14 protein-coding genes are annotated in these 10790 nt (G+C 40.6%); 12 read left to right on the forward strand and 2 right to left on the reverse strand.

What is annotated here, in order from left to right:
- The first annotated feature begins 278 nt into the window (after positions 1 to 278).
- The 3 genes from BJP37_RS13625 to BJP37_RS13635 all read left to right on the forward strand — a co-directional run bounded on the left by BJP37_RS13625 (position 279) and on the right by BJP37_RS13635 (position 2016).
- Complete coding sequence (locus BJP37_RS13625; protein ID WP_075899498.1) at positions 279 to 1178, forward strand: Rpn family recombination-promoting nuclease/putative transposase; 900 nt, start codon at positions 279 to 281, stop codon at positions 1176 to 1178.
- 414 nt (positions 1179 to 1592) lie between these two features.
- Positions 1593 to 1814 (forward strand): type II toxin-antitoxin system HicB family antitoxin, encoded by a 222-nt coding sequence (locus tag BJP37_RS13630; RefSeq protein ID WP_075906071.1) that lies wholly within the window; start codon positions 1593 to 1595, stop codon positions 1812 to 1814.
- Positions 1804 to 2016, forward strand: a complete 213-nt coding sequence (locus BJP37_RS13635) for a type II toxin-antitoxin system HicA family toxin (RefSeq protein WP_075899500.1) — start codon at positions 1804 to 1806, stop codon at positions 2014 to 2016. The genes BJP37_RS13630 and BJP37_RS13635 overlap by 11 nt, the downstream gene beginning before the upstream one ends.
- A 122-nt stretch (positions 2017 to 2138) precedes the next feature.
- On the opposite strand, the gene BJP37_RS13640 is transcribed toward BJP37_RS13635, so the two are convergent.
- Positions 2139 to 2561 (reverse strand): MOSC domain-containing protein, encoded by a 423-nt coding sequence (locus BJP37_RS13640; protein ID WP_214607758.1) that lies wholly within the window; start codon positions 2559 to 2561, stop codon positions 2139 to 2141.
- Positions 2562 to 2955: 394 nt separating this feature from the next.
- Between BJP37_RS13640 and BJP37_RS36490 the strand changes: the two genes are divergently transcribed.
- From BJP37_RS36490 to BJP37_RS13665, 8 genes are all read left to right on the forward strand, one after another.
- On the forward strand, positions 2956 to 3231 hold the full coding sequence (locus tag BJP37_RS36490) for a helix-turn-helix domain-containing protein (protein WP_143727603.1): 276 nt from the start codon (positions 2956 to 2958) through the stop codon (positions 3229 to 3231).
- A 694-nt stretch (positions 3232 to 3925) separates the two neighbouring features.
- Positions 3926 to 4141 (forward strand): hypothetical protein, encoded by a 216-nt coding sequence (locus tag BJP37_RS36495; protein WP_143727604.1) that lies wholly within the window; start codon positions 3926 to 3928, stop codon positions 4139 to 4141.
- A 680-nt stretch (positions 4142 to 4821) separates the two neighbouring features.
- Entirely contained in the window at positions 4822 to 5115 is a 294-nt protein-coding gene (locus BJP37_RS13650; protein WP_075899504.1) for a hypothetical protein, read from the forward strand.
- A gap of 78 nt (positions 5116 to 5193) precedes the next feature.
- Entirely contained in the window at positions 5194 to 5346 is a 153-nt protein-coding gene (locus BJP37_RS41940) for a hypothetical protein (protein ID WP_214607759.1), read from the forward strand.
- 162 nt (positions 5347 to 5508) lie between these two features.
- The gene (locus tag BJP37_RS34405) at positions 5509 to 5946 is read left to right on the forward strand and encodes a hypothetical protein (protein ID WP_081431174.1); all 438 of its coding nucleotides are present in this window, start codon (positions 5509 to 5511) and stop codon (positions 5944 to 5946) included.
- Between the two features lie 24 nt (positions 5947 to 5970).
- Entirely contained in the window at positions 5971 to 6249 is a 279-nt protein-coding gene (locus BJP37_RS34410) for a hypothetical protein (RefSeq protein WP_081431175.1), read from the forward strand.
- Positions 6239 to 6691: a GNAT family N-acetyltransferase gene (locus BJP37_RS13660; RefSeq protein WP_081431176.1), complete on the forward strand. Its 453-nt coding sequence runs from the start codon at positions 6239 to 6241 to the stop codon at positions 6689 to 6691. The genes BJP37_RS34410 and BJP37_RS13660 overlap by 11 nt, the downstream gene beginning before the upstream one ends.
- Before the next feature lie 263 nt (positions 6692 to 6954).
- Positions 6955 to 7779 carry a class I SAM-dependent methyltransferase gene (locus tag BJP37_RS13665; protein WP_075899506.1) on the forward strand — a complete coding sequence of 275 codons (825 nt, stop codon included), beginning with the start codon at positions 6955 to 6957 and terminating at the stop codon, positions 7777 to 7779.
- A 632-nt stretch (positions 7780 to 8411) separates the two neighbouring features.
- Here the strand turns inward: BJP37_RS13665 and BJP37_RS13675 are convergent.
- On the reverse strand, positions 8412 to 9038 hold the full coding sequence (locus BJP37_RS13675; protein WP_075899510.1) for a hypothetical protein: 627 nt from the start codon (positions 9036 to 9038) through the stop codon (positions 8412 to 8414).
- Between the two features lie 687 nt (positions 9039 to 9725).
- On the opposite strand from BJP37_RS13675, the gene BJP37_RS13680 reads away from it, so the two are divergent.
- Entirely contained in the window at positions 9726 to 10694 is a 969-nt protein-coding gene (locus BJP37_RS13680) for a carbohydrate kinase family protein (protein WP_075899512.1), read from the forward strand.
- Positions 10695 to 10790: the final 96 nt, after the last annotated feature.

Consider the following 10790-nt stretch of genomic DNA (forward strand, 5'->3'; position numbering starts at 1 on the left):
CCGTCTGTTTAGCGTTGCTGAATCAAGCTATGAATAGGAGTATAGTGAGCATCCTGCCTGCCCCAGAATATTGATAACGGGCAAGATGCCCATTCCACAAATAGGATAAACGCTATAGTTAATCTATCTATCAGTGTTTATCATAGCGATTAAAAGCACTATACTATAGCAATCCGTTTAGGAATTGTTAGAATTTATAAACATAAGTTTCCTACTCCCGACTCCCGACTCCCGACTCCCGACTCCCGACTCCCTATCAGCCATAAAAGCATTTTGATATGGTTTTCCCCTTGCCAGATAAATACATTGACTTGCTCACAGATTTCGGCTTCAAACGTGTCTTTGGCACTGAGCCAAATAAGGCACTGCTAATCGACTTCTTGAATACTCTGTTGCCTCCCCATCATCACCTGAAGGATGTTACCTTTAAGAATCCCGAGTTTTTGGGCAATACCTTAGTGGATCGAAGGGCTATTTTTGATATTTATTGTCAGAGCGAGACTGGTGAGCGGTTCATCGTAGAAATGCAGAAGGCTAAGCAAAATTTGTTTAAGGATAGAAGTGTCTATTATTCTACTTTCCCCATCCAAGAACAGGCTGAACAGGGATTTTGGAACTATGAGCTCACGGCAGTTTATACGGTTGGCGTCCTAGATTTTGTATTTGATGACCACAAGCACGATTCAGAACTGCTACATGTAGTGGAGTTGAAAAATCAGCACTGTGAAGTGTTCTATGATAAGCTCAAGTTTATTTATGTTGAGCTACCCAAATTTACCAAGTCTCTTGATCAGCTGGAGTCCCATTTTGACAAGTGGTTATTTTTATTCAAACACCTAGCCCAGCTGAATGAACCCCCATTACCGTTGCAAGAGGATGTGTTTGCCCAGTTATTTGATGTTGCAGAGATTGCCAATTTTTCATCTGCGGAGCAAGCGCTATATCAGGATAGTCTGAAGGTCTACCGGGATATGTACAATGTTACCCAAACCTTAATTGATGAAACCTTGGAACAAGGCATAGAACAAGGTATCAAACAAGGTATCAAACAAGGTAGAGCAGAAGGTAGACAGGAAGAAAAACAGCAGATTGCTAAGCAGATGAAGGCCGCAGGGTTACCCGCTCAGGATATTGCCCAATATACAGGGTTGAGTATGGATGAGATTGATCGGTTGTAGGTTGAAATTGCTTCAAAGAGTTATGCCCCGTCTCTTTGGCATTAAGATTTTCTCTTTAATAAGTGCGATGCTGCAAAGCAGCCGCCAAAGGCGATGAAGCGTTCCCAAAGCGTGGCCATTCGCTTAGCGTGGCCGAAAGGCCAAGGTCTCAGCTTCCGCGCTTGTGCGATGCTGCAAAGCAGCCGCCAAAGGCGATCGTGTTATACTAAGTCAAAAAATCTAATCAAAGAAACGTAATTAATCATGATAGCAAATACCACTAAGCGAAAATCGACTCATATAAAAAATTAAAAAACTGTCCCTTGAACAAATCAAAAATAAGACAGGATCTAGAAACCACAAGGAGTGGAAATTCCTAGCCCTATGCGAACCTGCCTAGATAAAATTCAAAAGAAGTCAACATTAGCCGATATAATGAAATCATTAAAGGACTATAAAATTATTTTACGTCCAGATGACAACGGAACTTTTGTCGCCTATATTCCAGCGATTAAAGGATGTCATGCCTGGGGAGAAACTCCTGAGGAAGCCCTCTGTGAATTAAATCCTGTTTTTGAGATGATTCAAGAAGAATACCTCGAAGAAGGCAAAATTTTACCTGATGATGTCGAGGTAACTGTTTTTCATGCCAGCTAAAGCTAAAACCTTAGAAAAAGTTGCTAAACAATTAGGCTTTCAGAAAGTTCGTCAAAAAGGAAGTCATGCCCGTTGGAAGCATCCGGATGGACGGTCAACCACTATTCCTGTTCATGGTAATGCTGAGATTGGAAGTTGGTTATTTAGAGAAATACTGAAGCAGTTAGGGATTAGTGAGAAGGAATTTGATCAACTCAAATAAGTTCCATAGCGAGGAGAATAGATCTGGTTAATCACATAGGGTCAAAGTGTGTAAAACTAACCATCAAGATGAATAAACATATAATCACCGCCAACCTTCTGAAGGAAGAGGCGCGATCGCCCTTATTTCTCAACAACTCTTATCTCTTGACCTGATGTAGCAACACCACCTGAAATGATTTTTGCCCTTAAGCCACAGCGACCTAGCATTTGAGACAGGACTTCTTGGCCAAGGAATTTAGCCAGATGAGAGCAAGGTTCACAATACCTAATACCCTCAAGTACAACATCACCGATTAAAAATTTTTTCCCTATCAAGGGATTCAATTTGATTCCTTGAGTTATGACATTTCGGCGAAATGAGCCATAGGTGAGATTCAATCCATTATCACTATTAAATTTATCGATCTCTTCTGATTCAATTAATGTGACTTGATAATCAGGAGTTCCCGACAATTCACTGGAGAATGTACCCTTGCCAAGGAAATACCGATCTCCTTCGATTCCCTCACCCGTTATAAATTTCAATGATTCAGCCTGAATCATTTCCGACTCAGCCTCACTGCAATAATACAAACTATAAATAGAACTCATTTTGGGTCACGGCTTGTGCATATCGATAAGTAAAACTTTTCTTTTTTCCCACAAAATCTAAAGTTCCACTAAAAGGCTTTTGACAGAGTGCATCTCAGTTTTGTAAGACTCAAGTTGAAAATCGCCCGTTGAGTTAGGCACCTGGTTGACTGACAAAAAGTGAAGTCAAAAGTGCTCAACTGCTTATCTGGAAAGGAGTTGCCAGACTTAACATTAGTGATTGGGAGCCAGCATTCGTTCGGACATAAACTACTCATACCATAGGAATGCTGTGAAAAAAACTCCTGAATCTATAGCAAAGAAAGGGATAATTAGGACATAATAGAGGGTGTAGCAAGTCGGAAAAATGCCATCACCTTATAGCGATGACTTTCGAGAAAAAGCGGTAGCAGCAGTAGATCGTGGCGAGAAAAAAACCCAGATCTGCCGGATGCTCAAAATTAGCCGAAATACTTTAGACCTTTGGCTAAAAGCTAGAGAAGAAAGAGGAACTGTTAAAGCCAAGCGGAACTATCGAAGGGGACCAAAGCCAAAAATCCGAGATTTAGACGAGTTTCGCCAATTTGCTCAAAAAAACGGCGGAATAACTCAAAAAGAGATGGCACAACAGTGGCCAGAGTAAATTAGTCGGATCACCATCGGCAAAGCTTTGAAGCGCATTGGTTTTACCCGAAAAAAAAAACTTATGGATACCAGGAAAGGAATGAACTCGAACGAGGCAAATTTCTCCAATATCTTGGTCAGTACGCTCAACAAAGACTAGTTTATGTCGATGAAGCCGGAATTGATGATACAGAAGACTACCCCTATGGTTGGTGCGAGAAATCATGCGCGATATTACGATCTCAAATTAGGACATAAAACGGAGCGAAGCCCGCATGGTAGCAGCTTCCTGTTGTCGTCAGATCCTTGCCCCAATTACTTTTGTGGGATACTGCAACACTAAACTGATTGAGGGATGGGTTGAGTTTTTCAGTCAGGCCAGAACTGTTACCAGGCCAGATTGTGCTGATGGACAACGCGAGTTTTCATAACTCTGCTTACATCAAGAAATTAATCGAGCAGGCAGGATGTAAACTCCTATTTCTTCGGTGCTTATTCCCCCGACCTCAACAAAATCGAGAAATTTTGGGCGCGACTCAAACACTATTTGCGGCTCTAGTCTTCATCAATTTGATTGTTTACAAGATGCTTTGGATCATGCCTTCAGAGTATTGTCCTAACCAACTCTTTCTATGCTATATAATGCGTTGAAGACCTGGATAGGTCAACCCTGTAAGTGGGCACATCTGACCCACCTGACGACCTGTTTATAGATGGTGTCTGCCCTGATCCAGACAGGGGAGGTGAAGCAAGACCCGTTGGATTCCCGTTCGTCCCATGGTTCGGCCAATATACCCAAAGCAACCAGCGTCGGATGCAGCGTTGGCTGCCATTTTGTCCGGATTAACATCCATGGCCAAAAGGTCACGCTAAGCGAACAATTGTATAAACCGTTGATCCAGGCAGCCTTAGCACTCACCGTTCGCTAATTTTTGCTAACTGGAGTGGATCAAAAAGGATAAAAAACTTGCCCAGTAAATAGTTGAGCGAAATCAGCTACTTCATTATAGTTTATATCCACGCGGGATACTGTGGTAGACATGCAAGCCCATTCCAGATATTTTCCCCTGGACATTCTAGCTTAAATACCGATAATCCCCCTTCTGATAAGTAAATGAGTGTGACCCTCACTACCAAATCACTCTCTCTCACCACAGCTCTACCCTTGACTGAGCATCCGGCACGGGTCTATCTGAGCAGCTTGAGTCCGCAGGGCTGTTCCATCCTTGACCCTAAAATTTCTGGGTAAAACAATTAAACGGCCAAAATGGCGATTAAACGGCCAAAATGGCGATTAAATTGATCAAAAGTCAATATTATGTATATGTAGCAATCCTAAGAGCTAATTCGTAAAGTAAATCTTAAGAAGTCTGAAAGTCTTGCTATGATTGTCTTTTAGCTATTAAAAAGTTCAATTGTTTTATTTTGACGCAAGCCTTATCCTACAAGGATTACAGCGAGTTTACGAATCAGCTCTAAATAGGTTGTGGTAATTTTCCGAAACGTGATCCTTTTTATACCTGGGTTACAAGCGGCTCACTTGTCACAAATCATTTAGGGTTGCTATATATTCCTTGTATACAATTAACTGGTGATGAGTTAGAAAAATATGGTGGATATAGAAAATTTAGAATTCTCAGAAGTTTTAGAGGATGAGATTAGTTTTGAACTCAGTGATAAAGATCGTAGTGCCGTTGAAGCTCTAGCAAAGGTCAAGAAAGTACGTCTTTCTGATTCTATTGTTGGCGGTCAAACGCTTACTAACTTTACTGTCTCTACTGCCTTTACTGCCTGCAACGCTGCCTTTACTGCCTGCAACGTTGCCTTTACTGCCTGCAACGCTGCCTTTACTGCCTGCAACGCTGCCTTTACTGCCTGCAACGCTCCCTTTACAATAATTTAGGTGAAAGGGTTGACAAAATATTGAAATCCGGTACGGTAACGGCATAAGCGAAAAACCGAAACCCGAAAAATAACAATAATGGCTACTAGAGTTGACGGGACTCAAAATTGGAGTGGCAACTCTAGTAGCCACCAATCGACGACTGGCGTAATCGGTAGCTATACCTACTCAAGAACTTTGTTGGCAATGGATGCAACACTGCTTTTACTGTCTGAAATCCTTATTGGGTGATAATTTCGGCGTTGTTTAATACCTGTTCCTGATCTTTTCGGGCGAACAAGATGTCCATTTTACTCATACTCATTCCTTGATTCAGCAATGTCATAATTTCAGCCTATAATTTACAAAAAGGTACGTAACTTTAATTGTTCCCTAAAATTTTGTGTCTTACTTATGAACATAATTGCGAAATTAACTCTTAAAGCCTTAGCTGAAGATAATATAAATTTAGAAAGATATGCTGATAGTTTATCTACTGCTTGCAAGATGAATCCACCACCATTTGGCATGTCTTGGTATGGAGAAAAATATCGTCAAGTATCGTGTGATCCGAATTGGCTTGCTAATTCTTTGATTGCAAATGCGGCAAAAGAAGGTGAAGGGTCTAGTAAGTTATGGGACTTGACAAGTCGAACTGAAATTCCAGAAGTAGCGGATCAAATTCGTCATCATGCTATTGATGAAGCACGACATGCCCGATTATATATAGCAATGCTTGACATTGCTTTTCCTGATGCGATTGACAGTAATCTTCGCTCAATTTTATATAAGTTATCACCTGGTTACACTGTAAAAGATGTACCAAAACCCTCTCCTCCTTCATCGCAATAAATTGTACTTGATGAACTGATTCAAATGAATATTGGTGAGATTCGCACACGAATTCACCAGTTACTTCTTCGTCCAATGATTTTAGCTCACTGCCCAAAAAAAAATCATGCTAGGCTTACACGAATTTTAAATTCACTTCTTGCCGATGAAACTAAGCATATTGAATATACAGCTCAACTAATTGAAGATTTCATAAAAAAAGGGTATTCAGATTTTGTAGATCAAACCATGCAAAAAAGGCTGGCAGAATTTAACCAAATTACTTTAACTGAAGTCGGAGAATCAACATTTGATGGAGCATAATACACAAACTTCATTTTCAAATATTAAAATTTTGGAATCCCAAACTGTTCAAGATATGCAGTTAGTTTATAACGTCATAAATCAGTTGCGAGATAAGCTGACATTTGATGAATTTATAGACAGAGTAAAGTTGGCTAAAGGCACAGGTTATAAGCTTTTTTATGGTCTTATAGGCGAAAAGGTTGTAGGTGTTGTTGGTTTACGTATCTTAGATGATCTATGCTGGGGACATCATCTTTATGTTGATGACTTGGTAGTTGATGAATCTTGGCGTAATAGAGGAATTGGAAAAAAACTAATGAAATATGTCGAAAATTTAGCGTATTCTGAGCAATGCCAATACATTCGCCTTGCTAGTGGCATTAGTAAGACGGAAGCACATAAGTTTTATAAAAGTTTAGGTTATCAGACAACTAGCTTTTCTTTTGCGTTGAAGTTGTAAGCACCTACACATATAGCAAGTCTTATACCCATGAGGTACAAATCTCTGGGTTTTAGGGAGCAGGGAGCAGCGGATATGGGAAGAGGGGAGAGGGAAGAGGGAAGAGGGAAGAAGTAAAAAATAATGTGTACCTCATAGCTATGATAAACGCTATAATTAATTACCTACTCCCAATCCCTATAACCCCATTGTAAGACTTTGAGTTCTGGAGAATGTGTAATTAACTTTTTGCACCTAATTAGATGCTATAAATAAATACCAAGATGTCTTTATCAGTTAAAATAAATCCATCTATCTACAACTCTATTTATGCTCGAAAAATTTGCAATAACGTCTTAGAAAAAATTGACGCTGAAATTACAGAAGATGATGAAATTACATCTCTCAGATGTAATGGTTTCTTGGCAAAGGGTGATTTGAAAAAATATAAAAATTTACTGCAAAAACATATCTCTTGTGAAAGTAACACTAACAAAAATTTTATTCTTGATATAGGTTGTGGTTTTGGGGGATTGGGAAAATGGCTCTCTAGAGAACTTGATTTTTATTTAATTGGAATAGATTTTTCAGAAGTTGCTATTCAGGAAGCAAAGGCAACTGCCTATTCAGCTGAGATCAATAGATTTTATTTTCAAGTTTCTAGTTTTTATGAAATTGGTTTAAAAGAAAAATCTATTGCAGCAGCTATATCATTAGACTCGCTTTATTTAGCAAAAAATCCATTTCGTGCTCTTAAAGAGATCAGCCGTGTTTTAAAATTAAATGCTCCCTTAATATTTACTGTATACTTAGAGTCTCCGAAAAATAATCAAAATAGCTTTAGTGTGAATTGTGTAGATTGGAAAATGATACTAAAGTCAACAGATTTTTCTATTACCCATTATGTAAATACTACTGAAAGTTGGCGTACTCAGATGCGGAAGAAACATGAGCACCGTTGGTCAAAACGACAAAAAATAAGAGAAGAATTAGGTGCTTTTGCTGAGGCTGAACTTTCAGTTTCAGAATCAATGCTTGGTTTGAATGGGAAATCAGCATTTCTTGATTCAGTTTTGCGCTTTGAAATAGGGGCAATTAGGCGTATTTGAACAATAAGTTTTGCTATTACCTCGGAAAGGTAATTAGGAGTAAGTCAAGGTGACATAATCCCGACAGCGGAACTACTTACCATTACGGGAAGTCTTTAACTTCCCGTTATTTTTGCCAACAAAATCAAAAATAATAAAAAGTGAATTTCAGGGGAAATTAGAGGGAAAAATTAAATACTGCTAAATCCGATTACTGCCATTTCCACTAATAGAACTACTTCCCACCACGGAAGTCCCAATAACTCCCGTTACAGGCATTAAGACGTCAAATCATTATCTTTTTTACTACTGTTAGGAATAACTAAAAGATAACTACACTTAATATTAGTTGGCCTTTATTTGTTCTTGTGTTGGCCGAAGGTGAGTGTAAAGTATACACCCCTAAAGGTTTAGGGGTTGCTTGTGATGAGAACCAGGGTAATCGACCGATTGGTCGGTGTCTGCGATCCAGATTGGGTGAAGCCTCAAAAGTGCCGGACGTAGAAACCCTACCCCATATACCTTTTGAAGCTGGGGAATCGCGAAAAATGCCGGGAGTAAGATTTAGCAAGGGTTTTCCATGATTAAGGTGATCGCCTCAATCATGGAAAACCCCAGCGACTGCCGGGGCAAAAGTGGATGGAATGAGTTGATCAGATGTAATTCTCTGGTGCTGAGGGGTTGATGTTGTACTTCCGCAGAATTCGCATTAAACGGGCATTTTCTTCTTTCAGGATGTCTGGGTTCGCCATATCTAATGAGAGATCTTCTAGTTGCTGATTCAGTTCCTGGTTAATGTGCTTCCAACATTGGTCGTTGTTGCGAAGGTCGATTACCTCAGCTTTCAGGTTCATATTTTCATTAAAGAGCTTGTTGTATTCCTCTTCTCCTCGAACTATTCCAAAGGCTTTGTCTGCTCTTCTGGTGATCGACTCGACTATTGAGGCCGTCACCAGGTTGTCAGCTATCTTGTTACCTCGCTTGAGCCAGTACTTCCAGTACAAAGCAGCTTCTTGAGGGAAAGTGACAGCGATTGCTTTATTGCTGCCTTTCACTTTTTGCCATTTATCGGATTGAAATACTTTACACTGAGAGGCTTCTAGGGATTTGCCTTTTAAAAATTGTAAGAACGAGTTTTCGGGCTTACCGATACTTGATGATGTTTGTGTTCGACTAAGTAATATCGTTTTGGTCGAAGGAATCAGGAAAACGTCCAGTAGGACTTCCCCTAGTTTGATTTCACTTCGATCGGCTATTTCATCAGAAAAATATTGTGTCATGATTAATCTAAGTGAATTATGTTTACTGCATCAGCGATCGCACCATTGACGGGGAATGCGATCGCTTATTCATAAGTATACCTATTTGCTCGTCATCGGCAAATATTGCTTTTGTTATCTTTGTCGCCTCAAAAAGTTAACAATAGACGACAGGAAAATCAATGATCACTGCAAGCCAGTAATGTATAGTGCCCCGGCTTAGGCCAATCGCTTTTAGGTGTTCCGTTCATAAAAACGCTGAATTAATCGATTTTTATCGTCTTTATTTACGAGTAAAAATAGCTTACTTTGCCCAAGGAGAGAAATGGGCGACGTTATGCTTGCCCACTTTTCTCCTTGTTTTATTCGTTTTCCGGAAAACTAGGTAGAGTTAAGGTACACCTCACAGACTTCCCGGCGTTGGACAGAGAGGCACCGTAGGTGATCCCATCAAATACCTGCCATTTCCACTAATAGAACTACTTCCCACCAGAGTTAAAACTATTCCTTAAAACTATTGCGCATATAGGGGAACTGAAGTACTGATAATCCCGGTTATGTTAATTACTCGGGAGATAATAATAAACCTACAGTATAATTTGATGTCAGTTTGGGTGAAATGCTTGCGCGCCACTTCCTTCTTAGAAGATGGGCGATAGACTACCCGAATCACCGTTCAATTACATTTGGTAGGTAAGGAATAGCCTCATGACAAGTCCCCAGGTGATCTGTGCTGGTGAAATGTTGTTTGACCGTTTGTCTAATCAGCCAGGAAAACCCCTAGAACAGGTGGAGTCTTGGACAGACTATCCCGGTGGCGCACCAGCGAATACTGCTTGTGCTTTAGTAAAGCTGGGTATACCCACTGCATTTATCGGTTGTATTGGTCAAGATCAGCCAGGAGAAACACTGGTAGAGTTGTTAAAGGATGTTGGTGTCGATGGTACGGGAGTACAGCGTCATGGTACAGCTCCCACACGGATAGTCTATGTAGTGCGAGATGCCTCAGGCGATCGCAGTTTTGCTGGATTTGGTGATATCGATACCACAGAATTCGCTGATACACGACTTCAAGCGGATCACTTGCCCACTGAACTATTTAAAGAAGCTAAATTTCTGGTATTGGGGACTCTGGAATTAGCCTATCCCGACAGTAAGGCAGCAATTAATCAAGCAGTTAAGTTGGCACAACAACACCAGGTCTCTATATTTATAGATGTGAACTGGCGACCGGTCTTTTGGAATGATGCCAACACAGCCATTGAAATTATTCAAGACATGATCCAGCAAGCGGACTTCCTGAAACTGACTGATGAGGAGGGAGAGTTTTTGTTTGGCACTGCTGATCCAAAAGCGATCGCACAACGGTTGGATAAAGTCAAAGGGGTATTAGTCACAGCCGGGGAACGAGGCTGCGCCTACTATCTGGGAGGAAACGAAGGTAAATTACCAGCATTTTCTGTAGCAGTCCAGGATACAACCGGTGCCGGAGATGGCTTTACTGGCGGCATTATTTATCAACTATGCCACCGTGACCGGTCGAGTCTGAGTGATCCAACCGTTGCCAAAGATGTGGTTACCTATGCCAGTGCAGTAGGGGCACTGACCACTCTCAAACCTGGTGCGATCGCAGCTCAACCTACATTAGCTGAGGTGGAAGGTTTTCTATCTAGTTAGTATTCTATCTAGCAATTATCATACTCGTAAGGTACAAAGTCCTGGGTTTTAGGGAGCAGGGAGCAGGGAGCAGGGAGCAGGGAGCAGGGAGCAGGG

Source organism: Moorena bouillonii PNG, from assembly GCF_001942495.1.
In the GTDB taxonomy this organism is placed as follows: domain Bacteria; phylum Cyanobacteriota; class Cyanobacteriia; order Cyanobacteriales; family Coleofasciculaceae; genus Moorena; species Moorena bouillonii.

What these genes read in the sequence shown, in the direction of transcription:
- BJP37_RS13675 (WP_075899510.1), bottom strand. Translation starts at nt 9,038, where the DNA reads ATGACACAATATTTTTCTGATGAAATAGCCGATCGAAGTGAAATCAAA.
- BJP37_RS36495 (WP_143727604.1), top strand. Translation starts at nt 3,926, where the DNA reads ATGGTGTCTGCCCTGATCCAGACAGGGGAGGTGAAGCAAGACCCGTTG.
- BJP37_RS34405 (WP_081431174.1), top strand. Translation starts at nt 5,509, where the DNA reads ATGAACATAATTGCGAAATTAACTCTTAAAGCCTTAGCTGAAGATAAT.
- BJP37_RS34410 (WP_081431175.1), top strand. Translation starts at nt 5,971, where the DNA reads ATGAATATTGGTGAGATTCGCACACGAATTCACCAGTTACTTCTTCGT.
- BJP37_RS13650 (WP_075899504.1), top strand. Translation starts at nt 4,822, where the DNA reads ATGGTGGATATAGAAAATTTAGAATTCTCAGAAGTTTTAGAGGATGAG.
- BJP37_RS13660 (WP_081431176.1), top strand. Translation starts at nt 6,239, where the DNA reads ATGGAGCATAATACACAAACTTCATTTTCAAATATTAAAATTTTGGAA.
- BJP37_RS13625 (WP_075899498.1), top strand. Translation starts at nt 279, where the DNA reads ATGGTTTTCCCCTTGCCAGATAAATACATTGACTTGCTCACAGATTTC.
- BJP37_RS36490 (WP_143727603.1), top strand. Translation starts at nt 2,956, where the DNA reads ATGCCATCACCTTATAGCGATGACTTTCGAGAAAAAGCGGTAGCAGCA.
- BJP37_RS13680 (WP_075899512.1), top strand. Translation starts at nt 9,726, where the DNA reads ATGACAAGTCCCCAGGTGATCTGTGCTGGTGAAATGTTGTTTGACCGT.
- BJP37_RS13630 (WP_075906071.1), top strand. Translation starts at nt 1,593, where the DNA reads ATGAAATCATTAAAGGACTATAAAATTATTTTACGTCCAGATGACAAC.
- BJP37_RS13665 (WP_075899506.1), top strand. Translation starts at nt 6,955, where the DNA reads ATGTCTTTATCAGTTAAAATAAATCCATCTATCTACAACTCTATTTAT.
- BJP37_RS13635 (WP_075899500.1), top strand. Translation starts at nt 1,804, where the DNA reads ATGCCAGCTAAAGCTAAAACCTTAGAAAAAGTTGCTAAACAATTAGGC.
- BJP37_RS41940 (WP_214607759.1), top strand. Translation starts at nt 5,194, where the DNA reads ATGGCTACTAGAGTTGACGGGACTCAAAATTGGAGTGGCAACTCTAGT.
- BJP37_RS13640 (WP_214607758.1), bottom strand. Translation starts at nt 2,561, where the DNA reads ATGATTCAGGCTGAATCATTGAAATTTATAACGGGTGAGGGAATCGAA.